This window comes from Bacillus thermotolerans, assembly GCF_000812025.2.
GTDB lineage: Bacteria > Bacillota > Bacilli > Bacillales > Domibacillaceae > Quasibacillus > Quasibacillus thermotolerans.
On sequence record NZ_JWJE02000003.1, the window covers coordinates 37123 to 61784 of the forward strand.

Annotated in this window: 25 protein-coding genes; 1 reads left to right on the plus strand and 24 read right to left on the minus strand. The window is 46.3% G+C overall.

Features of this window, described 5'->3' with window-relative positions:
• Positions 1-2: 2 nt before the first annotated feature.
• The 22 genes from QY97_RS02165 to hprK form a co-directional block, all read right to left on the minus strand.
• Positions 3-968 (minus strand): gluconeogenesis factor YvcK family protein, encoded by a 966-nt coding sequence (locus QY97_RS02165; protein ID WP_039230765.1) that lies wholly within the window; start codon positions 966-968, stop codon positions 3-5.
• Entirely contained in the window at positions 965-1858 is an 894-nt protein-coding gene (gene rapZ / locus QY97_RS02170) for an RNase adapter RapZ (RefSeq protein WP_039230768.1), read from the minus strand. Before rapZ ends, QY97_RS02165 begins: the two co-directional genes overlap by 4 nt.
• Before the next feature lie 80 nt (positions 1859-1938).
• Positions 1939-2397 carry an NUDIX hydrolase gene (locus QY97_RS02175; protein WP_039230772.1) on the minus strand — a complete coding sequence of 153 codons (459 nt, stop codon included), beginning with the start codon at positions 2395-2397 and terminating at the stop codon, positions 1939-1941.
• Between the two features lie 298 nt (positions 2398-2695).
• Positions 2696-3646 (minus strand): thioredoxin-disulfide reductase, encoded by a 951-nt coding sequence (trxB, locus tag QY97_RS02180; RefSeq protein ID WP_039230775.1) that lies wholly within the window; start codon positions 3644-3646, stop codon positions 2696-2698.
• A 101-nt stretch (positions 3647-3747) separates the two neighbouring features.
• Entirely contained in the window at positions 3748-5262 is a 1515-nt protein-coding gene (locus tag QY97_RS02185) for a tetratricopeptide repeat protein (protein ID WP_039230778.1), read from the minus strand.
• 229 nt (positions 5263-5491) lie between these two features.
• Entirely contained in the window at positions 5492-6127 is a 636-nt protein-coding gene (hisIE, locus tag QY97_RS02190; RefSeq protein WP_039230781.1) for a bifunctional phosphoribosyl-AMP cyclohydrolase/phosphoribosyl-ATP diphosphatase HisIE, read from the minus strand.
• Complete coding sequence (hisF, locus tag QY97_RS02195) at positions 6124-6882, minus strand: imidazole glycerol phosphate synthase subunit HisF (protein ID WP_039230784.1); 759 nt, start codon at positions 6880-6882, stop codon at positions 6124-6126. Before hisF ends, hisIE begins: the two co-directional genes overlap by 4 nt.
• Positions 6879-7613 carry a 1-(5-phosphoribosyl)-5-[(5-phosphoribosylamino)methylideneamino]imidazole-4-carboxamide isomerase gene (hisA, locus tag QY97_RS02200; RefSeq protein WP_039230787.1) on the minus strand — a complete coding sequence of 245 codons (735 nt, stop codon included), beginning with the start codon at positions 7611-7613 and terminating at the stop codon, positions 6879-6881. The genes hisF and hisA overlap by 4 nt, the downstream gene beginning before the upstream one ends.
• Positions 7610-8242 (minus strand): imidazole glycerol phosphate synthase subunit HisH, encoded by a 633-nt coding sequence (hisH, locus tag QY97_RS02205; protein WP_039230789.1) that lies wholly within the window; start codon positions 8240-8242, stop codon positions 7610-7612. Before hisH ends, hisA begins: the two co-directional genes overlap by 4 nt.
• Entirely contained in the window at positions 8242-8823 is a 582-nt protein-coding gene (gene hisB, locus QY97_RS02210; RefSeq protein ID WP_408606235.1) for an imidazoleglycerol-phosphate dehydratase HisB, read from the minus strand. The genes hisH and hisB overlap by 1 nt, the downstream gene beginning before the upstream one ends.
• Before the next feature lie 52 nt (positions 8824-8875).
• Positions 8876-10147, minus strand: coding sequence for a histidinol dehydrogenase (hisD, locus tag QY97_RS02215; protein ID WP_039230793.1), 1272 nt, complete (start codon positions 10145-10147; stop codon positions 8876-8878).
• Positions 10148-10151: 4 nt separating this feature from the next.
• The gene (gene hisG / locus QY97_RS02220; protein ID WP_039230795.1) at positions 10152-10781 is read right to left on the minus strand and encodes an ATP phosphoribosyltransferase; all 630 of its coding nucleotides are present in this window, start codon (positions 10779-10781) and stop codon (positions 10152-10154) included.
• Between the two features lie 3 nt (positions 10782-10784).
• Positions 10785-11969, minus strand: a complete 1185-nt coding sequence (locus QY97_RS02225) for an ATP phosphoribosyltransferase regulatory subunit (RefSeq protein ID WP_039230798.1) — start codon at positions 11967-11969, stop codon at positions 10785-10787.
• A 197-nt stretch (positions 11970-12166) separates the two neighbouring features.
• Complete coding sequence (locus tag QY97_RS02230) at positions 12167-13813, minus strand: SLC13 family permease (RefSeq protein ID WP_039230802.1); 1647 nt, start codon at positions 13811-13813, stop codon at positions 12167-12169.
• A 184-nt stretch (positions 13814-13997) separates the two neighbouring features.
• On the minus strand, positions 13998-14720 hold the full coding sequence (locus tag QY97_RS02235) for a response regulator (RefSeq protein WP_039230805.1): 723 nt from the start codon (positions 14718-14720) through the stop codon (positions 13998-14000).
• Positions 14713-16317 carry a DcuS/MalK family sensor histidine kinase gene (gene dcuS / locus QY97_RS02240; RefSeq protein WP_039231007.1) on the minus strand — a complete coding sequence of 535 codons (1605 nt, stop codon included), beginning with the start codon at positions 16315-16317 and terminating at the stop codon, positions 14713-14715. Before dcuS ends, QY97_RS02235 begins: the two co-directional genes overlap by 8 nt.
• 151 nt (positions 16318-16468) lie before the next feature.
• Complete coding sequence (locus QY97_RS02245) at positions 16469-17911, minus strand: carbon starvation CstA family protein (protein WP_039230807.1); 1443 nt, start codon at positions 17909-17911, stop codon at positions 16469-16471.
• Positions 17912-18146: 235 nt separating this feature from the next.
• Entirely contained in the window at positions 18147-18629 is a 483-nt protein-coding gene (locus QY97_RS02255) for an acyltransferase (RefSeq protein ID WP_039230814.1), read from the minus strand.
• On the minus strand, positions 18626-19327 hold the full coding sequence (gene ppaX / locus QY97_RS02260; protein ID WP_046128468.1) for a pyrophosphatase PpaX: 702 nt from the start codon (positions 19325-19327) through the stop codon (positions 18626-18628). The genes QY97_RS02255 and ppaX overlap by 4 nt, the downstream gene beginning before the upstream one ends.
• Entirely contained in the window at positions 19279-20229 is a 951-nt protein-coding gene (locus QY97_RS02265) for a nucleoside recognition domain-containing protein (RefSeq protein ID WP_039230817.1), read from the minus strand. The genes ppaX and QY97_RS02265 overlap by 49 nt, the downstream gene beginning before the upstream one ends.
• Positions 20230-20258: 29 nt before the next feature.
• Positions 20259-21074: a prolipoprotein diacylglyceryl transferase gene (lgt, locus tag QY97_RS02270; RefSeq protein ID WP_039230820.1), complete on the minus strand. Its 816-nt coding sequence runs from the start codon at positions 21072-21074 to the stop codon at positions 20259-20261.
• A 28-nt stretch (positions 21075-21102) separates the two neighbouring features.
• The gene (hprK, locus tag QY97_RS02275) at positions 21103-22047 is read right to left on the minus strand and encodes an HPr(Ser) kinase/phosphatase (RefSeq protein WP_039230823.1); all 945 of its coding nucleotides are present in this window, start codon (positions 22045-22047) and stop codon (positions 21103-21105) included.
• A 344-nt stretch (positions 22048-22391) separates the two neighbouring features.
• Here hprK and QY97_RS02280 point away from each other — a divergent pair, with 344 nt between their 5' ends.
• Positions 22392-22961, plus strand: coding sequence for a GNAT family N-acetyltransferase (locus QY97_RS02280; RefSeq protein WP_039230826.1), 570 nt, complete (start codon positions 22392-22394; stop codon positions 22959-22961).
• Between the two features lie 149 nt (positions 22962-23110).
• Here the strand turns inward: QY97_RS02280 and QY97_RS02285 are convergent, their stop codons facing one another.
• On the minus strand, positions 23111-23464 hold the full coding sequence (locus QY97_RS02285; RefSeq protein ID WP_039230829.1) for a phage holin family protein: 354 nt from the start codon (positions 23462-23464) through the stop codon (positions 23111-23113).
• A gap of 7 nt (positions 23465-23471) precedes the next feature.
• Positions 23472-24650: a DUF4097 family beta strand repeat-containing protein gene (locus tag QY97_RS02290; protein WP_039230832.1), complete on the minus strand. Its 1179-nt coding sequence runs from the start codon at positions 24648-24650 to the stop codon at positions 23472-23474.
• Positions 24651-24662 lie beyond the last annotated feature (12 nt).

Consider the following 24662-nt stretch of genomic DNA (forward strand, 5'->3'; position numbering starts at 1 on the left):
CCTTATTTTTTATCTTGAAGCAGCTGAAATAAGATATCAGCTACTTTGCTCGTATTGTGACGGATCACTCCGTCCTTCCGTATGGCAATGTGGTCAAAAATAACATCTATCCCCATGCTCTTTAATAAATCTACATCATAAACAACCGGTTTGGCATGCTCTTCTTTGTATTTTTCTTGAATATAATCCGGAATAGGCTCGTTGTTCACTAAAATCGTATCAATGAACGGGCAAGGCATATGACTGTAAAGCGCCTTCACATGGTCACTCGCAGTGAAGTCGAGCGTCTCACCAGCCTGAGTCATCAGGTTACAGATATAGACCTTTTTAGCCGGTGTCTGGCATACCTCTTTTCCAATCTCGGGAACGAGCAGATTTGGCAAAATACTCGTGTACAGACTGCCCGGTCCAACTACAATCAGGTCTGCTTCTCGAATCGCCTGCACCGTTTCGGGCAGCGGCTTTATATCATTGGGGGATAAAAATACCCGCTTAATCCGCTTCCCTGAATAAGGAATTTGTGATTCCCCTGACACAACCGTTCCGTCTTCCATCTCTGCGTGAAGCACGACGCTTTGATTCGCTGCCGGCAGCACCTTGCCTCTTACATTCAGTACTTTGCTCATTTCTCTCACGGCATGCACAAAATCCCCTGTAATGGAGGTTAAAGCAGCAATCATTAAGTTGCCGAGCGAATGCCCCGACAGCTCATTTTGCGTGCTGAAACGATGCTGGAATAAGTTCTCCACCAGCGGTTCTACGTCCGATAGAGCGACTAACACATTTCGGATATCCCCAGGCGGAGGAATATTTAGCTCACTTCGCAGCCGGCCAGAGCTGCCCCCGTCATCAGCCACGGTTACTACAGCCGTCAAATCAATCGGATGGCGCTTCAAACCGCGCAGAAGCACCGATAGGCCAGTACCTCCCCCGATGATTACAACCTTTTTATCTGTCTGCTGTCTCATGTCGCAGGAACCTTCCGTTTATGAATATCCCTGTGAGTAATGCGGGTCTGATAATCATCCGCAAAGTGTCCAGCGATATATTCGGCTAATGCAACAGACCGATGCTGTCCCCCTGTGCAGCCGATGGCAATGACGAGCTGGGACTTCCCTTCCATCTTATAATGAGGGAGCATAAAAGCAAGCAGATCTATCACTTTTTCTAGAAATTTTTGTGTATCGTTCCATTTCAGCACGTAAGTCGATACATCCTCTTCCAAGCCTGTACGGGCTCGCAAATGCTCAATGTAATGCGGGTTGGGCAAAAAGCGGACATCAAAGACGAGATCTGCATCAATAGGCAAACCATGCTTAAAACCAAAGGACATCACATTCACCGTAAAGACCGCTTTCTTATCAAGTGAAAATTCGCCTAGAATTTTCTCTCTAAGCTCTCTCGGCTTCATGAGAGACGTATCATAAATGAGGTGGGCACGGCCTTTCAGCTCCTCAAGCAGCTCTCTCTCCTGGCGGATGCCATCAAGCGGACGCTTCGTTGGTGATAGAGGGTGAGAACGCCGTGTTTCCTTATATCTGCGCACCAACACGGAATCATCCGCATCTAGAAACAACAGTTTAGGCGTGATGGAAGCCATTTCCCCTGCTTCATCCAGCGCATGAATCAAATCATCAAAAAATTCACGCCCTCTCATATCCATCACGACTGCTACTTTATTCATCCGGCCCCCCGCTTCATTCATGAGCTCCAAAAACTTCGGAAGCAGCATAGGCGGCAGATTATCTACACAATAGAAGCCAAGATCCTCAAAGCTTTGTATAGCCACCGTTTTTCCTGCTCCGGACATACCAGTAATAATTACGAGCCGCATTTCCGTTCCGCCGTTATTGCTCATTCCTCTTCCCCTTCCTTCTGTACCGCTTTATATAGGCACTGCTTACATTGATCGCTCCTTTCGCCCTTCCTTACTGTCTATTAGTTAGGATCAAGGCGGTAGGAAAGGAGCTTAAAGTCTGGTGTATATGTAAAGGCACCATAAATGATCCCTGTACCATGCACCATGTATTCAAGAATATGGCGGTCTCCTTCTGCCATAGGCAACTCTTTAATTTTGCTGACAGGGTGCCATTCCAGCTGGCCTTCCTCACATTCTTTAATCGATACCCCATCGCTTTCTTCAGCAAAGAATGTGAACATCATCCATTCGGAAACGATTTCATCTCCATCTTTAATAATGAAGGTAAAGATCCCTTTCACGGCTGGACGACGCAAATAAATGCCCGTTTCTTCCCTGTACTCACGAATAACAGCGTCACGAATGGACTCACCCGGTTCCATCTTTCCGCCAGGAGCTACCCACCAGTTACGGCGGGGTTTCTGCAAAAGCAATACTTGATCATCTTTTAACAACAAACAGTTGGTTACCCGTTGCACAAGCTTCCACCTCCAAGCCATTCTATACAAGTGCTTCGTTCGATTCTTCTCCCATTCTTATTATTATACTACGTTTACACCAGTGTTCTCAATGATACACTTTATCATCAGCAAGTATGCAAAAAAAGAGGCTGTTCCCGAACAGCCAATGACCTCGCTTGCAATCATTCTGGCGTCGGAACAGCCTTATTTAAGTTATTAGTTATAGGGGGGCTAATTACTGTCTTACTGTATCACACTTTTATTTCAGGTGTATTACGTCTCTGTAACTAGCACGTTAAGCATGTGTTCTTGCGCTTTACGCTTTAACCCCTAGCTCTTCTTTCAGCTCTTCTACATAGCGCTGAGCGGCCTGCGCAGCAATACTTCCATCTCCTGTAGCAGTAACGATCTGACGCAGTGTTTTATCACGTACGTCACCAGCAGCATAGATGCCTGGCACTTCTGTTTCCATCTGGTCATTCGTTACAATATAGCCTGCCTCATTCGTAATGCCAAGGCTAACGAACGGCTTGGAGATCGGCTTCATGCCGACATAGATAAACACACCGTCGATTGGCATTTCCCGCTCTTCGCCTGTTTCTGTTGACACAAGCGTTACGCTGCCGACTTTTCCGTCCTTTTCATGAATTTCTTTCACTGTGTGGCTCCAGATAAAGTCCACTTTCTCATTTTTAAAAGCACGATCCTGCAAGATCTTTTGTGCACGCAGCTCGTCACGGCGATGAACGATCGTTACTTTTTTAGCAAAGCGAGTTAAATACGTTCCTTCCTCAACGGCTGAGTCTCCGCCGCCGACAACAATTAACTCTCTATCCTTAAAGAAGGCCCCGTCGCAGACTGCACAGTAAGAAACACCTCGGCCAGTTAGTTCCTCTTCCCCCGGTACACCGACCTTTTTCCACTCTGCTCCAGTTGCAATAATGACAGAACGAGCCTTGAAGTCTTTAGCTCCCGCTTTAATAATCTTGTACTCTTTTCCATCTACAATTTCCTTAATATCGCCATAAGCATATTCAGCACCGAATTTCTTCGCATGCTCGAACATTTTATTCGATAAGTCAGGACCTAAAATATGGTCATATCCTGGATAGTTCTCTACTTCTTCTGTATTTGCCATTTGGCCGCCAGGCACACCGCGCTCAATCATTACTGTAGATAGGTTGGCACGTGATGTATATACAGCGGCCGTCATACCAGCCGGGCCGGCCCCGATAATAGCCACATCATAAATCTGTTCTTCTGCCACAACGATACACTCCTTTTTTCATAGGAATACCCTAATTCGTATAAATTATTCTCTGCTTATATGGTAAGACAAAGAGCCGGTTTCGTCTAACTTTCTGCTCATTACAGATGCTCGCGCACAAGCTTCACATACTTCTGCAGCGTAGAAGGCGAAATACCATATTCCTTTGCCAGGTCTGCTTGTGAGTTATTTTCCCCGCGGAACTTTCTCCAAACATATTCTGTTGCCGCTGCAAACGCCCGGCTGTTCTTCAAATGAACATGATCATCTGCCAGCTCGCTAAACACGGAGAACCAAAGCAGGAAGAGACCTGCTTCCTCTGTGCTCAATGACTGTAATTTCGAATAAAGAGCCAGTGCGGTTTCATGAGCCAGACGTATATTGGCTTCTTCTTTCAGCTTTTCATCCACGGTCACGCCCAGCACGTCTGCCAGATAAATCTTCTCCCGGAATGCGAGGGATTCAATATCGCAAAAACCCGGCTGTTTCATCACTTCCTTGCGATCTTCTGTAAGCGATAAAAGGAAAATGCCAAACAAACGCTCCTCTTCCTGCTGGCTGTTCAGCCGGTTGACAATGGCAGCAGGCTGATATTCTTCATAAATGGAAGAGGCTTTCGTATCTGACCACGGTTCTTGTCCTGCTTTCTCAGGATTGAGCTTGAGCAGCTGATTCCAAGCATTCTCAGCCGCCTCCATGCGCCCTGAGTAGTAAGCAGAATGAGCCAACCAATAGTAAAAGGCAGGCTCGCTTCCGCCTCCTCCTTTGCGATACAGCTTTTTCAGCCAGTAATACGCATCTTCATACTGGCCAACCAACGCTAATGTTGCGCCGAGTTTAAATTGCTGCTCAGGCAATATCGGATAAGTCTTGCGCAGCAGGTCCATTAAACCTTTTAAGACCGTATATTTCTTCTCGTAAAATAAAAAGACTGCCTTATTACAAAGCGCGTGCAAATTCCCCGGATTTTCAGCAAGCACCTTTTCAAGCACCCGATACGCCTCATCAGAGTTGCCAAGATAAAAATGAGCCAACGCTAAGTTATTATAAGCAGACCAGTAGTCAGGATGCTTCTCAATAACCTCCTGCAGGCGTGCAACAGCCTTTTCAAAGCTGCCGCTTTCAAGAAGATAGCGTGCTTCCTCCTGCAAGGTAATTAATTCATCCTGCTGATACATTTCTTCAAATTCTTCCTCGCTGTCCAGCGCAATTAAATCAAGCAGATCCTCTGCATCTTCCTTGAAGTCTCCTGATTCTTCTTGCTCCAAGTATTCTTTAACATGCTTGAATGCTTCCTTAAATTCTCCCAAGTGAGCATAGTTATTCGCTAAAAAATAATGGCACTCGACCATGTGCGGATCTAAATCATCTAATATAAAATGCAGCAAGCCGTTCGACTGTTCGAAATTGCCTAGTTCTGTTTCGACAATCGCCAGCTGGCAAGCAATCATTGGTTCAAGCGGCTCAAGATCCATCGCGCGCGATAAATATTTCTTCGCTCGCTGAAGATCTCTTCTTCGCAATGCCTCTAACCCTCTTTTATAGTAATACTCTCCCGTCGGCAAAAAAGAGACAACCTTGCCTTTTTCCTTCCGTATCTTTGAGTTCCTTGTCATCTAAATCCTCCGAACATGGTTAATTAACTCAATTGAGTATAACACAGACCACAGTAAACAGCATGAATGAAAGTTTAAAAATCAGCGAACAAAAAAGAAGGCAGTTCAAAAGAAAATACACGCTTTTATATTTGGATCCGCTCTATACTCCTGCTCTCTAGCGCCTTGCAGACAACTTCCGCTTTTTGACACAAAAAGGGCGCCTCTATACAAGACACGCCCTTTTTTCTTATTTCCCTTTTTCTTCGTGACGCTTCGCTAATACACTGAGGACATCCGCTAATGGCACTTTCTGCTCGCGAAGAAGAACAAGCAAATGATAAAGAAGGTCCGCTGCTTCCCACTGGAGCTCGTCCTTGTCACGGTTTTTCGCAGCAATAATCACCTCTGCTGCTTCCTCTCCGACCTTCTTCAAAATTTTGTCCACACCTTTTTCAAACAGATAAGTCGTGTAGGCGCCTTCCGGACGCTGCTGCTCTCTATCAGCAATGACTTCCTCCAGCTTATGCAAAATTGTGTAAGGCAGGGTTTCCGCCTGTTCACCGTACAGGGAGTTTTCGAAGCAGCTTGTTGTTCCTTCGTGACAAGCTGGCCCGTTCGGCTTTACGAGCACAACAAGTGCATCTTTGTCGCAGTCGTACTTAATATTGACTACCTTTTGTGTATTGCCGCTCGTCTCTCCTTTATGCCAAAGCTCCTGACGGGAACGGCTGAAAAACCATGTTTCTCCGCTCTCAATCGTCCGATTCAGTGAATCCTTATTCATATAAGCAAGCGTTAATACTTCATATGTAGCGGCATCTTGCACAATGGCAGGCACAAGGCCCTTGTCATCAAATTGAATATCATCTACTGTTACACTCATCTTACGTTCACTCCCCGATCTTTTAAAAAGCCTTTTACTTCGCTAACGCTTGTTTCTTTATAGTGGAAAATGGAGGCAGCCAGCGCGGCATCCGCTTCCCCCTCAACAAACACTTCGAGAAAATCATCCGCTTGGCCCGCACCCCCAGAAGCAATAACCGGTACAGTGACGGCTTGACTAACTGCCTTCGTCAGCTTTATGTCGAAGCCGCGTTTTTCGCCATCCGAGTCCATGCTGGTTAACAGAATTTCACCTGCTCCGCGTGCCACAGCTTCCTTCGCCCAGTCAATTACTTCGCGGTCCGTCGGCTTGCGGCCGCCATGGGTGTACACTCGCCAAGACCCCAATTCTTCATCCCATTTCGCATCAATCGCCAGCACAATGCACTGTGTACCGAAATAATCTGCTCCAGCCGTAATGAGCTCTGGATTCAGCACAGCTGCTGTATTCAGCGAGACCTTATCCGCCCCCGCACGCAGAATACGCTTCATATCCTCTAAAGAATTAATGCCGCCTCCAACGGTAAACGGGATCGCCAGCTGTGAAGCCACATCCTGTACAACCTCAACCATCGTTTTCCGGCCTTCATGAGAAGCAGAAATATCAAGAAAAACCAGTTCATCGGCTCCTTGCTCATCATAAGTTTTGGCAAGCTCAACGGGATCTCCGGCATCTCGCAGCTGTACAAACTGAATGCCTTTCACTACGCGTCCTTCCTTTACATCCAGGCAAGGAATAATTCGTTTTGTAATCACGCCTCGCCCACCTCCTTCAATGCTTCTCTTACAGTAAACTGTCCTGTATAAATCGCTTTTCCGACAATCGCTCCGCTGACACCTTTTTCTTCATAGCGCTTAGCGTCCTTTAAATCGGCAAGCGAGCTCACGCCGCCGGACAGGATGACTTGCTTGCCCGTTGCTTCTGCCAGCTGAACAGCCGCTTCTATGTTTGGACCAGACAGCATACCATCAGTCGCAATGTCGGTGAAGATAAATGTTTCTGCTCCCGCTTCTGCCAGCTCCCGGCCAAGGTCCACTGCTTTTAAAGAAGAGGTCTCAATCCAGCCATGTGTAGCCACGTAGCCGTCCTTCGCGTCCAAACCAATCGCTATGCGGCTGCCGTATTTTCCAAGCCACTCCTTTACGAGAGCTGTATTGGAAACAGCCAGGCTGCCGATAATAACACGATCCACTCCGCTGTCTAAGTAATGAAGAACATCCTCTTCTGAACGGATACCGCCTCCGATTTGCACCTTTGCACTCAGGTTCTTTGCTGCTTCGATAACAAAGCGGTCATTAATCCGCTTTCCATCCTTTGCCCCATCAAGGTCAACCATATGGATCCAATCCGCACCTTCTTCTACGAAGGACTTTGCCATATCAAATGGAGAGTCGCCATATACCGTCTCCTGATTATAATCACCTTGCTTTAAACGTACACACTTGCCGCCGCGCATATCAATGGCGGGATAAATCGTAAAACTCATATGATCGCCTCCGATTGCTCCATTGCTTTTGCAAAATTCGTTAACAGCTGCATGCCGACATGGCCGCTCTTCTCTGGGTGAAACTGCATGCCGAATACGTTGCCTTTGCCGACAACTGCCGGAATCTCTACACTGTATACCGTGCTTGCGAGCAGTGATTCTTCATCCACCTCTGCCGCGTAGTAAGAGTGAACGAAATAGACGTAGCCTTCTTCCACTCCGTTCAGGACAGGCGATTCTTTATGAAAAGCAAGCTGATTCCAGCCCATGTGAGGCACCTTCACACGCTCGTCATCTTGATTTGGGATGCGTGTAATGCGGCCCTTCAGCCAGCCGAGTCCTGCTGTGTGGCCATTTTCTTCACTCTCCTGGAATAACAGCTGCATGCCGAGGCAAATGCCAAGCAATGGGCGGCCACTATCTACATACTCATGCAGGAATGTATCCAGCTTCTTCTCCTTCAATAAAGCCATCGCGTCCCTGAACGAACCGACACCTGGCAAAATTAATCCTTTTGTCTGATTAAGCTCTTCCGGTGATTCACTGAGTACATAAGGAACGCCAATTCTCTCCAGCGCCTTGCTGACGCTGAATAAGTTGCCCATTCCATAATCTACAATCCCAATCATTATAACATTCCTTTCGTTGACGGCACGCCTTTCACACGAGGGTCGACGATCGTGGCTTCATCGAGCGCCCGGGCAAGAGCCTTAAATACCGCTTCAATCATATGATGTGTGTTGCTTCCGTAATGAATGATCACATGCAGATTCATTCGGGCTTCGAGCGCCAGCTTCCAGAGAAACTCATATACAAGCTCTGTATCAAAGGTACCTACCTTTTGAGACGGGAACTCTCCTCCGCGCATTTCAAAGTGCGGACGGTTGCTTAAGTCAACTACGACTTGAGCAAGCGTCTCATCCATCGGTACAAAGGCATTGCCGTATCGCTTAATGCCCTTCTTGTCTCCTAACGCTTCCTTTAGGGCCGTCCCGAGGCAAATACCGATGTCCTCTGTTGTATGGTGATCATCAATCTCCGTGTCTCCATCTGCTTTCACCGTTAAATCAAACTGTCCGTGCTTAGTAAACAAATCCAGCATGTGGTCCATGAAAGGAACGCCTGTTTGAATATCTGCTTTTCCTTCTCCATCAATCGAAAAAGCGAGGTCTATTTTCGTTTCATTTGTATGACGCTTTAGCTCTGACACCCGGTTGCTCACTATGTCCATCTCCTTCTGCTAATTTCATCTATATATTTAGTTAGTTGTTTTGTTTTCTAATCTCCACTGCTCGCGCATGTGCTTCCAATCCCTCTAGACGAGCAAACGCAGCAATCTTATCAACGTTTTCCTCAAAAGCTTGCCCACTGTACATAATCAAGCTGGATTTCTTCATAAAATCGTCCACATTGAGCGGTGAAGAAAAGCGGGCTGTCCCGTTCGTTGGCAATACGTGATTCGGGCCAGCGAAATAATCACCCACCGGCTCCGAGCTGTAGCGTCCGATAAAAATGGCGCCGGCATGGCGGATCTCCTCAACAATCGTTAAGGGCTGCTCCGTCATGATTTCCAAGTGCTCTGGTGCAAGCTGGTTGACAACATCTATCGCTTCTGTCAAATCACGCGTAACATAAATAGCGCCGTATTGCTCCACTGCCTGCCGGGCAATTGCTTCACGCGGAAGACTGGAGAGCTGCTTTTCTACTTCAGCCGCTGTTTCTTCCGCAAGCTTTCGGGAAGGTGTAACGAGTACGCTGCTCGCTCTTGGGTCATGCTCTGCCTGCGAAAGCAAATCAGCAGCAACCTCCGCTGGATACGCACTTTCATCAGCCAATATGGCAATCTCACTCGGTCCAGCGATCATATCAATGTCCACATCGCCGAACACTTCCCGTTTCGCGAGCGCTACAAAAATATTGCCGGGACCCGTGATTTTATCCACCGGACGGATCGACTCCGTACCATAGGCAAGTGCCGCAATCGCCTGAGCACCGCCCGCCTTGTAAATCTCTTTTACACCCGCAATATCCGCTGCGACAAGCACGCCCGCCGGCAGACGTCCATCTTTGCCAGGTGGTGAGATCATAACGATGCGCTCCACACCAGCCACTCTAGCCGGCATGACATTCATAAGCACAGAGGATGGATAAGCAGCGGTTCCTCCAGGTACGTAAACACCCGCTGAATCAAGCGGTGTCATCTTCTGCCCAAGCATCGTTCCGTTGTCATCGGTATACGTCCATGTTTGTCTTAGCTGCTTTTCATGGAAAGCGAAAATATTATCGGCGGCTTCTTTAATGATTTCCGTCATGTCCGCTGGAAATTCACGGTATGCTTCCTCTATCTCTTCCTGTGTAACCCGCAGCTCATGAAGCTCCGCACCGTCAAATTGCTTTGTATACCTTTTCACAGCTGCATCTTTTTCCGAACGAACCGCTTCAATAATTTGCCGGACCGCTGTACGCTGTTCCTCTGTGCCGCTGTCCACAGAGCGCTTCAATGATAATTCTTCAGTGACACTTTGGATTTTCATACTCTCACACTGCCTTTTCTGAAATAATCTCTGACAGTCGGCTGACAAGCTGGCCAATTTCCTGGTCCTTCATGCGGTAGCTGACTGGATTGACAATTAATCTTGATGTGATATCCACAATCTTTTCATATTCGACCAGTCCGTTCTCTTTGAGCGTCCGCCCGGTAGATACAATATCGACGATCCTGTCAGCTAGTCCGATCATTGGTGCCAGCTCAATGGAACCATTCAGCTTGATGATTTCTACCTGCTCGCCTTTCGTCCGGTAATAAGCAGAGGCTGCGCTCGGGTATTTCGTCGCAATTTTCGGTGCTACTTCATCAATAGAGGTGTTCGGCAAGCCGGCTACCGCCAAATAGCATGGACTAATTTTCAAGTCGATCAGCTCATATACATCCCGTTCTTCCTCAAGAAGGACATCTTTTCCGGCAATCCCAAGGTCAGCTACCCCGTGTTCTACATAAGTCGCTACATCCATAGGCTTTGCCAAGAAAAACCGCATGTTCTCCTCAGGCACTTCAATAATAAGTTTGCGGGATTCATCAAATTCTGGAGGCAGCTTGTACCCCGCCTCACGAAGAAGGGCCGCCGCTTCTTCAAAAATACGCCCCTTTGGCATCGCTATCGTTAACATTGGTTAATTCCCCTTTCCGCTTGCTGCTTTTCCAAGAAAGAATGAAACACTGGCATATGCTTCTGTAAACCGGTCTACATCTTCTACGCCATTAACATCTTGAAGCAGGACCGCTTCTCCTTTTTCCCGTCTGGCGGCCGCTTCCTGAATCGCCTCAACACGGCGCTCATTGCTGAATAAAATACAGTGAACCGCTTCTTCCTCTGCCAGCTCGTCCAGTGCACGGATCAGCATATCTACGCGTAAACCGAAGCCAGTAGCACTTGCCGGACGCCCGAATTTTTCAAGCAGCTGGTCATAGCGGCCGCCATTTCCGACAGGCACACCGACACCCTCCGCATACACCTCAAATAACAGGCCTGTGTAATAGCTCATATGGCTGACAAGCGGCAAGTCGAATTTTATATATTCGGCCACCCCATACTCTTCCAAACGCTCATATACACTGTTCAGCTCTTCTATTGCCTCACGCCCTGCCTGGCCTTCAATCAGCTCAGACGCTTTCTCCAAGCATTCCTTTCCTCCGGATAAATCAAGAAAACGAAGCAGGCGCTGTTTATCAATAGAAGAAAGAGACAGACTCTTCACGTATTCACGATAGCCAACATAGTTCTTTTCATATAAAAACCGCCGTAAATATTCCGCTCGCTCTTCCGTTCCAAGAATTTGCTTAAACAATTCATCGGTAAAGCGGATATGGCCAAGAGATACCTGGAATCGCTTCAGACCGGCCTTCTTCAAAACAGACACTAACAGTGAGATTAATTCAGCATCTGCACTGGTTGTCTGATCCCCGATCATCTCTACACCGATTTGTTCAAACTCGGCAGCCCGCCCGCCTTCACGCTGCTGCGCGCGGTAGACATTCGCCGAATACGCAAGCCGGAGCGGCACCCGCTCCTTCAACAACTTTGAAGCGGCTACACGAGCAATAGGCGCCGTCATATCCGGACGAAGCACAAGCGTATGTCCAGCCTGATCCAGCAATTTAAACAGCTGACGGTCCAAGATAGCTGATGCTTCTCCTACAGTTTCATAATATTCCAAAGCTGGCGTTTCGATAAAACGGTAACCCCAGCTCCTCATTTCCTTCTCTACTGCTTCCTTCAGCTTTCGTTTCGTTTCATAAATGTGAGGCAGCGTATCACGCATTCCCACAGGCTTTTCGAACATCAACAGCTTGGACATAGTCAATCACCCGATCATTGAATATTTCACGCCAGCACTTTAGTTCGCTAATGTGCTAACATGATGAAGTTATAAGTAGTTTAACCCTTCTGACAATTCCCGTCAAGAGCCATAAAACAAAAGCCGGACTAACTCATAAAAAATCATTCCAAAAAAGCGCTCCGTCAAACGGAACGCTTTTTTATCTTTCTTCATTCTTATTTAAAACTTTCAGGGAAAGAGCCAATCTCTACACCAAAGATCATTGGCATAACAATGTACATAGCTGAAACGATCAGAACGATGGCGATTATATTAATCCAGAATCCTGCCCGTACCATTTCGCTGATCTTAATTTTGCCTGTCGCAAAGATAATCGCATTCGGAGGTGTACCTACCGGAAGCATGAAGGCACAGTTCGCCGCCATAGCAGCTGGCATCATTAGTACAAATGGATGCACATCAATCGCTAGAGCCAATGAAGCCAATACCGGCATGATCATTGTAGCTGTTGCTGTATTTGAAGAAATCTCTGTCAAGAATAGAACGAAGGTTGTAACAAAGACAACAACGAGCAGCATTTGCATTCCTTCAAGAACTGTTAATTGTTCACCAATCCACTGTGCAAGCCCTGTTTCAGCAAAGCCTGCTGCGATAGCAAGACCGCCGCCGAATAGAAGCAGTACGCCCCATGGCAAGTCACGTGATACTGTCCAATCTAATAAAGCACCGCCCTTTTGACGAGACGGAAGGATGAATAGTAATACTGCAGCAATCATCGCAATCATCGTATCACTGATGCCCGGGATCAGATCTTGCCATAGGAATGTGCGTGTGATCCACATGAAGGCTGCGAATACGAACACACCCATCACAAGTTTTTCTTCTGATGACATCTTTCCAAGCTTTTGCTTCTCTGAGCGAATTAATTCCATTCCACCCGGAAGCTCTTTAAATTTAATAGGAAAAGCGATATTAACAAGATATAGCCAAGCAACGATAAGCATAATGAACACTACCGGAGCAGCAAGGAACATCCAGTCAGCGAACGAAATCGTTACGCCGTACAGGTTTTTCACGGCTGCTGCCATAATGATATTTGGCGGTGTACCGATTAATGTACCGAGACCGCCGATCGTACCGGCAAAGCCGATTCCAAAAATAACAGCTTTCTCGAACCCTTTAATATCAATCGACTTGTCTCCAGCTTTTTTTACAATTTGAGCCGCCTGATACGTAATCGCTGTTCCGATTGGCACCATCATCATAACAGCCGCTGTATTGGATACCCACATAGACAGGAAGCCAGTAGCAATCATAAAGCCAAGTACAATACGCTTAGAGCCTGTACCAATAAAGGCAACAATCGCCATGGCAATCCGGCGGTGCAAGTCCCATCTCTCCATCGCCATCGCAATCATAAAACCGCCAAGGAATAAGAAGACGATCGGGTCACCGTAAGCGGCAGCTGTCGCATCCCCATCTAACGCACCAGTCATCGGCATTAAAATAAGCGGCAATAACGACGTAACCGGAATCGGAATCGCCTCTGTAATCCACCAAACTGCTACCCAAGCCGTAATAGCCAGTACAGATTGCGCATCGGGAGTGAGCCCCGGAGGCGAAATTAAGAACATCATCACAAAGAATAGCAGGGGACCAAGGAAAAAGCCGATCCATTGAGCGGGTGACATATATCTTTTTGGACCGTTGCCGCCATTCGGATCCCCTACAGTTGGTTGGTCATCTAGCTTTTCTTTCTTTAAAGCGCTTTCTTTTTTAGGAAGAGCAAAAAACAGCATCTGTTTAATTTTATCGTGAGCTTTCCAGCATTCATTCCATACATTTCCTGCTAGTTGCAGCATCTATTATTCCCCCTTTACTTTCTCGTAAACTCCTTACTATTAAGATACTGCATTTGGCGAAAATTGTGGAATAATGTAATAAAAAAAATATTTTTGAAAATAAAAAAAGCAAACGCTTTCAAATTAAAACAAAAAGAAAGCTGGTTCTTTTTACTACAGAACCAACTCTTTTCTATTTACTGCTTCAGTCATCAGCATGTACGTTCAGGAGCTGGTTGACCCGGCCGATCACTGCCCGGTTAATTCGATAGCGGGTTTGCGGACGGCCAACAGAGCCATAGGAAACATCCACCGACAGGATGCCTGCTTCCTGCAGGAAAGATAAATACTTGCGTACAGATACACGCGAAACACCTGAGCTGAAGGCAACATCTTCTGCGGAGAAATCCTCTTCCTCTTCCTGCAGCACAGCCTTCCACACAGCAGCCAGCGTAGCCTTCGTCAAGCCTTTCGGTAAATCAACCGTTGACTTTCTCTCCCTTAGCCGGTGGAGAAAGTGGTCGATCTCCTTCTGCTTTACTTCTTCCGTCACCGTAAAAAATTGGCGTCGCTCCTTATAAGACAGAAGCGCTTGCTGGAAGCGTTCAAAATGAAAAGGCTTAATTAAATAATCAACCGCGCCATAGCGCATGGCTTTTTGGATACTATGTGTGTCATTGGCGGCACTGATAATAATAACATCTACTTCTGCGGCGCTTGCCCGAAGCTTTTTCAAAAGCTCAAGTCCGTTGAGACCTGGCATATAAATGTCAAGCAGAAGCAAGTCCGGCTGGAGGTCATCAAGCTTCTCCATCACCTCTTCGGCGGCTGCTTGTCCCACGGCCCGAAAGCCTGGCACCGCTTCAATATATTGCTTATTCAATTCGGCTACCATCGGATCATCCTCTACGACCATTACTTTAATCAATGGTTTTCCCCCTTCTTTCATATGGCAGAATCACTTCTATGATCGTTCCTTTGCCTTTTTCGGATAATACCTGAATCTCCCCATTCAGCCGCTGAATGCTCTCACTAACCAGGTGCAAACCAAAACCGCGGCTTTTTCCTTTTTCAGACACGCCTTTTTGGAAAGCGGATTCCGGGTCATCCATGCCCTTTCCATGATCCTTCACTTCAACAATCAGCTCTTCTTCCTGCACTTCGATTAACACCGTTATAGGCCGCCCATCAACCGGTGTCGCTTCTAAGGCGTTATCAATGAGATTGCCAATGATCGTCACAAGCTCATGTGTAAAGCGGCTGTCCTGTTTATTCGGTAAGTAAGAATCCTCTGACAGTACGACCTCTTTTCCCTGTTCCGCTGAATAGCTCATCTTCGCCAGCAGGAACCCCGCAATGATGGGATCTTTGATGCGGCGAGCCAAGTAACCAATGCTATCCTGGTAGCGCACGTGAATCTCTTCGATATAAGCAGCGAGCGTTTTGTAATCCTTCATATGCACGAGTCCTAAGATGACATGAAGCTTATTCATAAATTCATGCGTCTGCGCCCTCAAGGCTTCTGCATACATCTCTGTTCCGCTCAAACGCTCTGCCAGCTTCTTGACATCCGTTTCATCGCGGAACGTCAATACTGCCCCGATGATGTGCTCCCCCACCTTTAACGGGGAACTGTTCACATAAAAGATAGATCCGTTCACCTCTGCTTCTTTATCAACGGCCGGCTTGCCATCCCGCAGCACCGATGATACATAAAAGCTCGGGATCACCTCTTCGGCTTTCCGTCCCCTGAACGGACCGACTTTCCCTGCTTTATCCAGCAGACGATTAGCAGCTTCGTTAATGAGCGTAATGCGCCCGTCCCGGTCCACAGCAACAATCCCTTCATGAGTCGATTCGATTAAAATGCTGCGTTCCTCCAGCAAACGGGCAATTTCTCCCGGCTCCAGGCCAAACATCACCTTCCTGACACGACGCCCGAGATAAAACGCTCCTGACACACCGACGACCAGCCCTGCTGCCATACCGGTATAAATAATAGACCGGCTTTTGTAAATCGCTTCCTCCACTTGTTCAAGCGTCACACCGACCGCTACGGCCCCCGTCTGACGTCCGCTCCCGTCTCTTACCGGAGTAAAGTAACGGATGGACAGCCCAAGGGAGCCTTCAGCTGTGGAGAAATGCTCTTTCCCTGAGAGCACCGGTCCCTCATCTCCTCCTTGAAATGGCTGGCCGATCAGCTCAGGATTAGGGTGGGATTGACGAATGCCCTCCATATTAAAAACGGTGATGTAATCGGTTTCTGTCTGTCTGCGAATGTCCTCTACAAATGGCTGAATATCCTCCACCGGTCTTTCGCCTGACATCCCATCGCGAACAATAGCCGATTCCGCAACGAGCCTTGAGGTATCCTTCACCTTCTCCTCGAGCGACTGGCGCTTCAATTTAGCTGTCTCGCTCGCTACCAGTGTATACGTAACACCAAGAGACAAACCGGTCACTAGTACGACGAGCATGACAATGAGTGCCCGTAACGTAATTTTCTCTTTAATTTTTCCCTTCATCATTAGCCGTCCTTTCAAACTCCTATCAATAGGTTGGCAAATTTTCGTCATTTCCGCAAGCTTTCTCCTGAATATTTAACGTATTCAACATGCTAAAACAAAAAAGGCTGCAGATGATTCAATGAATGAATCATCTGCAGCCTTCTATTCATTAAGAGACCTGGCTCACGGTTACACCATTTTCCTCTGTCATTCGTTTATGACGAAGAATCTGCCAAGCATAAATACAGCCAATGATCGCTGTTAGAGTAAAGCCGATGATCATGGAAATCGTATAATCCATGCCAAATCCTTCAGGTGCATAGAAGATGTAAGTGCATACAACCCCTGTCATGAACATGGCCGGTACACCTGCTATCCAGTGATTTCTCGCTTCTTTCAGCAAATAGGAAGCAGCCGTCCACAGCATTACTGTAGCTACTACCTGGTTTGTCCATCCAACATATCTCCATAAGAACGAGTAATCAATCGTTGATAAATAGAACATAGGTGCCGCAACAGCGAAGGAAAGAATCAGCGAGACGCTTCTCTTTTCCGTGTTCATCCGTTTGGACACCATCTCAGTTAGAATCATTCGTGAAGAACGAAGCGCTGTATCTCCTGTCGTAATCGGCAGAATAATAACACCTAAGATGGCCAGCACGCCGCCCAGTGTACCAAGCAGAGAAGATGAAACTTCATTAACAACTCCAGCTGGCCCTCCGGCAGCGATAGCCGCCTGTAAACCCTCTGTGCCATGGAAGAACGTCATGGCTGCAGCCGCCCAAATTAACGTAATGATCCCTTCTGCTACCATAGCTCCGTAGAAAATCTTGCGCCCTTCTGATTCCTTCTTCATCGTACGGGCAACGATCGGACTTTGTGTAGAATGGAAGCCTGAAATCGCTCCACAAGAAATGGTTACCATCAACAGCGGCCAGATCGGCAGCTCTCCTGGATGAAGGTTCTCAAGTGTCAGGTTCGGGATCGGCGCCTCACCAAAAAGCAAAGCAACAGCGATGGCACCTGCCATAAAGATTAGAATCGCACCGAAGAGCGGATAAATCTTTCCGATAATGCGGTTGATTGGCAGAATCGCTGCCAGTAGAAAATAGATGAAGACGATGACTAATCCAGCTGTAAAGCTAAGCGGCGTAATCTGCGCAATTAATTGAGCCGGTCCTGCTGTAAAAGCTGCCGCTACTAAAATCATTAAAATGATAGATAAAACGTTAATAGCTGTTTTCATTCCATTGCCGAGATAGCGGCCAACAAGAGACGGATATTGTGCTCCACCGTGGCGAAGCGACAGCATGCCTGAGAAGTAATCATGTACTGCTCCTGCGAAAATACAGCCGAAGACAATCCAGATAAATGCGACCGGACCATATAACGCTCCGGCTACCGCACCGAAAATCGGTCCAAGACCCGCGATATTCAATAATTGAATCAAGGATCCCTTCCACCAGCTCATCGGCATATAGTCCATGCCGTCCTGCTTCGTGTAAGCCGGTGTTTTTTGATTATCGTTAATAACGAATACACGTTCAACTACTTTAGAGTAGGTCATATAACCAACAACAAGTAATAGTAAAGATGCTAAAAATGTAACCATGTAGACTTCCTCCTAGATGTATATCAGAAAAATAAGTTATGTATATTCTATATTCTGAAAAATATAAAAACAAGTCCAAATTTTCTGAGAAAACGCTTACTTTTAAATTTTTTTTGAAAAATTTCAAAATTTGTTGTTTATGCAATAATAAAATCATTATTCTACAGGAACAACACTTCCGTAAAAATACTTTTATTACAAAAAAAGAAGTCTTTAAGCTTTCGCTTAAAGACTTCTAGGAGCGCCCTTTGATTTGCATCGGATTGCCGCCAGCGAAGGCGCCGGCAGGCACATCACGATGCACAAGTGTGGCAGCCGAGACAATGGCGCCATCGCCGATCGTCACACCAGGAAGAATGAGGCTGTTGGCCCCAATCATCACATTGTCGCCAATCACCACTTCACCTAGGCGGTACTCTTCAATCAAGTATTCATGCGCTAAAATAACCGTATTGTATCCGATAATTGTGTTATGACCAATAGTGATGAGTTCAGGAAACATAATATCCGGTGTCACTTTATAGGCTAAGGCGCTTTTGTCACCGATTTTCATGCCTAAGAAAGAGCGGTATAACCCATTCTTCACCTTCATGAAAGGGGTGAAGCGGCCAATTTCAATAATAAGCGTATTCTTGAATGTTTTCCAAAAAGAAACGGTTTTATAAATATTCCAGAGCGAGTTAGCTCCTTCTACTTTATACCGCGTCGTTCTTCTCACTTTCTGGTTTCTCCTATTTCGAGAATATCCAGTAGATCTGGCATCGTTTCAAGCATATAATCCGGATGAAACGTCTCCAGAAACTCTCTTCCCTTGATGGACCAGGCCACACCTGCTGTCAGCGTGCCGGTGTTTTGCCCTCCTTCAATATCATGATAATTATCTCCGATCATGATCGCTTCCTCCGGTTTAGATCCCAATGCCTCAAGTGCTTTTCGCAGCGGCTCAGGGTCCGGCTTTGGATGAGTGACGTCATCCAATCCAACAATTACATCGAAAAATTGGTACAGATTCGTCAGCTTTAAACCTTTAATCACTGTATCACGCAGCTTCGTAGAGACGATGGCCATCTTATATCCATTTTCCTTCAGCGTGCGGATCGTTTCAAATACGCCCTCAAACTCCGTTACGAGCGCGTCGTGATTTTCTATGTTAAAGGCCCGGTAATGGTTCATCATTTCCTCCGCCCGCTCTTCATCCAGCTTCGTAAAGGTCTCCGTCAATGATGGGCCCATAAATGCGTACACATCCTCCCGCTTGAATTGTTCGGGGAAGTAATGGTTCAGCGTGTGTAAAAATGAGGAAATAATCAATTCATTTGTATTAATTAAAGTACCATCTAGGTCGAATAACAGTGTAGTAATTTTTGTCACGATAATTTTGCTTCCTTTCTTTGAACAATTTCCGCGCTTTTCCATAGCCTTGCTACGACAAGTGTCAACAAGATGGCAGCAATCAGCCGGATAAGGAATAAAGCAACAAGGGGTGCTCCCGTGATGCCAAGCGGCACAAAAATAAGCGTATCCTCTACAATCGCATGACAAGCTACCAGAAAAATCATTGCCAGCGTGACATCCCGGTGGCTGACGCCGTCTTCCTTCACCGCCTGAATCATGACCGCAGAACCGAACGCCAGACCAAATAACAAACCAGACGCCAGCGTGGTAGAGGTATTTTCCTTCATGCCAAGCATGCGAGTAGCGGGTGCCATCCAGCGTGAAAAGACATCGAGCCATTTTAAATCCTTCAAAACCTGTATAGCAACCATCAACGGGATCACAACAAGCGCTAACTGCAGGACACCATACCCGGCTTTTTCAAGACCAAGCATAAAGATTTGCCCCCACCCATCAGGGTCTGCCTGCAAAGGAGGAGCCATGCCGTAAACGGCTGTTTCTCCGCCTCCCTTCCAGACAAGGTTAATGACTATGGCGGAAACTGCAGCAAGCCCAAGCCGGACCGCCAGTAAAATCGGTACCTTCACACCAACACGGGAAGCTACCCCTGATTCAATAAACAAGTTATGAGAAAAGGAAAGCATGACAGCGAGAATAAATACTTCCTTCACTGATAAATCTAGAGACAGAATCGCACCAATGGCGGCGTATAAGTTCAGAACATTTCCAAGCACGAGCGGAATAGAGGCATCACCAGACAGGCCGAAGATGCCCATGACTGGACTGATTGCATTCATCAGCCACGGCAGTACAGGTGTATACTGGAGGAGCGTCACAATTAATGTGATGGGAAAGATCATCTTTCCAAGCGTCCATGTCGTTTTTACGCCTGCAAGCAAGCCGCTTTTCAGTGTTTCCTTCATTCATTCCCCACTTCCTTTCTCTTATTCATTTATTCATTAGAGAGGCTGTTATAAGACGGCAGACGATCCTTTCGCAAGCGGCGGACTGCCCATATGATGACGGCTGCCGCAATTAAGCCGAGAGAAATGACCTGAGCTATTCGTAATGACTCTGTCAGCATCAGGCTGTCTGTACGCATGCCTTCAATGAAGAAGCGGCCGATCGAATACCATATTACATAGCTTAAGAACAATTCGCCCCGCTTTAAATTTACTCGTCGCAATAAGAGCAGAATGATGAAGCCAACAATATTCCAAACAGATTCATATAAGAAAGTTGGATGATAATAATGCCCATCAATGTACATTTGATTAATAATGAAGTCAGGCAGGTAAAGACCCTCTAGAAACGAGCGCGTGACTTCCCCGCCATGCGCTTCCTGATTCATAAAATTTCCCCATCGGCCAATCGCCTGCCCAAGAATGATACTTGGCGCCGCAATATCTGCCAGCTTCCAGAAGGAAATGTCCTTTACTCTCGCAAAAATCACGGCCGTCACCACTGAACCGATGAGCGCACCATGAATGGCGATGCCGCCCTGCCAGACCTTCACAATATCTCCCGGATGTTGTGAATAATAATCCCACTGAAAAATCACATAGTAAATACGCGCACAAATAATAGCAGCCGGAAGCGCCCACAGCAATAGATCCGCAAACGTCTCCTTCTCTAAGCCGAGCCGCTCCCCTTCTTTCGTTGCTATGTAGAACCCCAGTACGATGCCTGTCATAATAATCAGGCCGTACCAGTGAATTTGGAATGGACCGAAAGAGATAGCAATCGGATCCAATGGATAGCCTTCCATGTACTTCCTCCTTGATCACAATAATCCTTTACAAATAATCCGTGTTGCTGTCCGGTTCGCTTTTAATCACGTTCTCGAGCTTGTTAGTAAATTGCTGAGCTGTATTAATGCCGAACCGCTTTAAACGGTGATTCATCGCCGCTACTTCAATAATAACGGCTAAGTTCCGGCCTGGACGCACTGGCACGGTGACTTTGGTGACTTCTGTATCAATGATTTTAATCTTTTCATCTTCAATCCCTAAACGGTCATATTGCTTTTTCGAATTCCATAGCTCTAAATGAACATTTAACGTAATTTGTTTCGACCCGCGAATGGCTCCGGCTCCAAACAGTGTCATGACATTAATGATACCGAGACCGCGGATTTCAAGCAAATGCTCAATCAGCTCGGGTGCTGTTCCCACAAGCGTATCGTTTTCCTCCTGCCGGATTTCCACACAGTCGTCCGCGATCAAGCGGTGTCCCCTCTTTACAAGGTCAAGGGCCGCCTCACTTTTACCGACGCCGCTTTTGCCTGTAAGAAGAACTCCCACTCCATATACCTCTAACAACACCCCATGCACGGCGGTTGTCGGTGCCAGCATTTTTTCTAAATAGGCTGTTAATTTACTGAATAATCTTGTTGTAGTGAGATTGGAGCGCATGACCGGCACAGCATGACGCTCTGACGATTCGATTAGCTCCTCTGGTATATCTAAATCACGAGAGATCACAATGGCTGGTGTCTCATCATCACAGAGACGCTCCATTCTCTCTATCCTTTCCGCCTGCGGAAGCTTTTCAAAAAAACGCAGCTCTGTGCGGCCAAGCAGCTGGACGCGCTCTTTCGGATAGTAATCTAAAAACCCGGCAAGCTCCAATCCAGGACGATGCAGGTCACTTGTAGTAATGGGGCGATGGAGGCCGTCTTCCCCGCTGACCAGCTCTAAATCTAAATTTTTCAACACATCCGTTGTACGTACTTTCGCCATCTTTCGTTCCCCCTCTAAAGGCTGTATTTACTTATTGTATCACGTTTATCCTAGACCATTAAATGAAAGATGAAACATTTACAGAGGATCGATTCATCCCAGCAATAAACAAGGCATACTATGAAAAAAGAGCATCCTTAATAGCACCTTGACAATAGGTATTGTCTTCGTGCAGGCAAGGAGGCTCTTTTCATTGTGATTTTATTTGTTAATTCCCAGCTATATTGAAAAAAATCAAATCAGGAGATCCTCACATGGTAAAATATAGTTAAAAATATCGATATAAGCTCTTCAGCGAACTGGCAGGGTACTAAAGAATCAATATGAAATAAGGAGAGGTTGCTATGGCCACAGATACCGATACATTTCCCTTGCTTGAGACTAAAAGATTAGTATTAAGAAAAGTGACAAAAGAAGATGCGAACAGCCTGTTGAATTACCTGTCAGATGAAGAGGTAGTGAAATATTATGGGGTAGAACCTTTTAAGTCATTAAGCGATGCCTTGGATGAGATTTCATGGTACCAATCCATTCAAGACAACAAAACGGGGATTAGATGGGGAATTACTTTAAAAGAGCAAGGAACTGTTATTGGCAGCTGCGGTTTCCATAACATTGTTTCTCAGCATTTCCGTACTGAAATTGGCTTTGAATTGAGTAAAGAGCAGTGGGGAAAAGGTATAGCTGCTGAAGCAGTGGAAGCTATAATAGGTTACGGATTTGAACATATGAATTTCCAACGCATAGAGGCATTAATAGAGCCCCCTAATCTCTCTTCACAAAAGTTAGTGGAAAAGTTAGGCTTTATCAGGGAAGGGTTATTGAAAAATTACGAGTTTACATGTGGCAAGTTTGATGATTTATATATGTATTCTTTGTTGAAGCAAGACTTTGATGAAAGCAAAAATAGTTAAACGCAAACTTATAGGCAGCGTGGTATTATAAAGGTCAAAAAGCTTGAGGTTTAAAAAATCCCCTCAAGCTTTTTTGTGTGCTATTTAACCTGTGATTTTGAATTTTCTCCACAATATCCGAACGGCTTACTCTCAAACAGGGCACCCTTCTATGTTCGTCTTTTATCAAGAATAGTCAGCTGTAAAACAAGATTAAAAAGAGACATAATGACCGATATCAGCAAGGCCATGCCAAATCCGGAAATTTCAAAGGCTGATCCCATAATGCCGTCTGTAATCATCAATGTGAACGCGTTAATCACGAACAGGAAAAGCCCCAGTGTAATAAACGTAATTGGCAAGGTTAGCAATACAAGAATGGGGCGGACAATCGCATTTAAAATCGACAGGATCAGGCTGGCGATAAGAGCGGAGCCAAAGCTGTCCACCTCTAAGCCCGCGAAATAACCAGAAATGGCAATGAATAAAATGGCGTTAATAACAACACTTACAAGCCAAAACATGACTGGCCTATTCACCGTCCGCGGTTGAGGAAGGCGAATCGGTGCCATTTGGCTCTTTATCGTCGGTCGCTGGCAGCGTGATTTCTTGAACGGACACGGAGCCCGTTTTCGTTTCTGCCTCAATTACAATGTTATCAAGCGCCTGAACCTCGCTTTCGAAGCGGACCATCTTCTGCACCATTTCTTCCTTCTCTTCAACCTTTCTCATGCCCTCTTCCGGGAGCTGGAAATATCCAAGGTTCGTACGTAAGACGCCTTTCATAGACGTATCTTTCGGCACGTAAATCTCAATATTCCCTGTCACCGCCTGGGCTTTAACTGTGTGAGCTCCTCCTGCCTTTACGTCACACAGCACGTTGCCATTAAACGACTTAATGTCTGTGTAGCCAATAGCCCCTACGACATGTACGGCACCATTAAAGGAGCTTGCTTCTGCTTTTTGGCCCTCACAGTCGATGATATGGATCTGTCCGTTTCCTGTCTCTCCTTCAAATTCGGTGACCTTCGAACGCTTGATTTCAATTTTGCCATTCGCTGTTTTGACTTCTAGAGAATAGACGTCCATATCATGCATAGAGAAGGAGCCGTTAAACAGCTTGATTGCTGCTTCATGAAGAGCTTCTTCGGGTACATAAAGGACCGTATCTACTTTCATCAGCTTCAAGCCGACGGAGAAGGACAGCTTTTCATCCCGCGCATAGAAGACGCTATTCTTAATGAATGCTTCCCTCGCTTCATCTTCATCATCAGCCCCGTATAGCTTAACATGACATTCGGCTCGGACTCCTTTTTCCTTCCAGGGCTTAATGGTAAAGTTTCCGTTCGCCTCTTCTACTTTAATGCGTCGAGGCACAAAATCCTTTTCCTCAAACACATGGGAGATTTCAACCGTTTTTCCGAGTGGAAACTCAATATCCCTCACCCTCTGCATAGCCGATTGAACAAACTGAAACACTTTATCTCTTGATTGATAGGCATTGCTTTTAAATTCCCGGCTTTGCTTCTGTCCCGATGAGCTGAAGCGCTGGGCTAAGCCAATGAGCTCGTCCAGAAGGTTCTCTCTTCTTTCTTTTCGCGCGTTCTGTCCCGGTTCCTTCTCCAGTGCTTCGAGCAGTGTCAATGCCTCGTTTGCTGAAATCAACCCGGATTCTACCATTTCTAAAATTCGTTTCTTCTCTTCGTTCAAGGTTAGCACTCC

What these genes read in the sequence shown, in the direction of transcription:
- QY97_RS02165 (WP_039230765.1), bottom strand. Translation starts at nt 968, where the DNA reads ATGAGACAGCAGACAGATAAAAAGGTTGTAATCATCGGGGGAGGTACT.
- rapZ (WP_039230768.1), bottom strand. Translation starts at nt 1,858, where the DNA reads ATGAGCAATAACGGCGGAACGGAAATGCGGCTCGTAATTATTACTGGT.
- QY97_RS02185 (WP_039230778.1), bottom strand. Translation starts at nt 5,262, where the DNA reads ATGACAAGGAACTCAAAGATACGGAAGGAAAAAGGCAAGGTTGTCTCT.
- hisIE (WP_039230781.1), bottom strand. Translation starts at nt 6,127, where the DNA reads ATGAGTGTAACAGTAGATGATATTCAATTTGATGACAAGGGCCTTGTG.
- hisA (WP_039230787.1), bottom strand. Translation starts at nt 7,613, where the DNA reads ATGAGTTTTACGATTTATCCCGCCATTGATATGCGCGGCGGCAAGTGT.
- hisH (WP_039230789.1), bottom strand. Translation starts at nt 8,242, where the DNA reads ATGATTGGGATTGTAGATTATGGAATGGGCAACTTATTCAGCGTCAGC.
- hisD (WP_039230793.1), bottom strand. Translation starts at nt 10,147, where the DNA reads ATGAAAATCCAAAGTGTCACTGAAGAATTATCATTGAAGCGCTCTGTG.
- hisG (WP_039230795.1), bottom strand. Translation starts at nt 10,781, where the DNA reads ATGTTAACGATAGCGATGCCAAAGGGGCGTATTTTTGAAGAAGCGGCG.
- QY97_RS02225 (WP_039230798.1), bottom strand. Translation starts at nt 11,969, where the DNA reads ATGTCCAAGCTGTTGATGTTCGAAAAGCCTGTGGGAATGCGTGATACG.
- QY97_RS02230 (WP_039230802.1), bottom strand. Translation starts at nt 13,813, where the DNA reads ATGCTGCAACTAGCAGGAAATGTATGGAATGAATGCTGGAAAGCTCAC.
- dcuS (WP_039231007.1), bottom strand. Translation starts at nt 16,317, where the DNA reads ATGAAGGGAAAAATTAAAGAGAAAATTACGTTACGGGCACTCATTGTC.
- QY97_RS02245 (WP_039230807.1), bottom strand. Translation starts at nt 17,911, where the DNA reads ATGGTTACATTTTTAGCATCTTTACTATTACTTGTTGTTGGTTATATG.
- ppaX (WP_046128468.1), bottom strand. Translation starts at nt 19,327, where the DNA reads ATGGAAAAGCGCGGAAATTGTTCAAAGAAAGGAAGCAAAATTATCGTG.
- QY97_RS02265 (WP_039230817.1), bottom strand. Translation starts at nt 20,229, where the DNA reads ATGAAGGAAACACTGAAAAGCGGCTTGCTTGCAGGCGTAAAAACGACA.
- lgt (WP_039230820.1), bottom strand. Translation starts at nt 21,074, where the DNA reads ATGGAAGGCTATCCATTGGATCCGATTGCTATCTCTTTCGGTCCATTC.
- hprK (WP_039230823.1), bottom strand. Translation starts at nt 22,047, where the DNA reads ATGGCGAAAGTACGTACAACGGATGTGTTGAAAAATTTAGATTTAGAG.
- QY97_RS02280 (WP_039230826.1), top strand. Translation starts at nt 22,392, where the DNA reads ATGGCCACAGATACCGATACATTTCCCTTGCTTGAGACTAAAAGATTA.
- QY97_RS02285 (WP_039230829.1), bottom strand. Translation starts at nt 23,464, where the DNA reads ATGTTTTGGCTTGTAAGTGTTGTTATTAACGCCATTTTATTCATTGCC.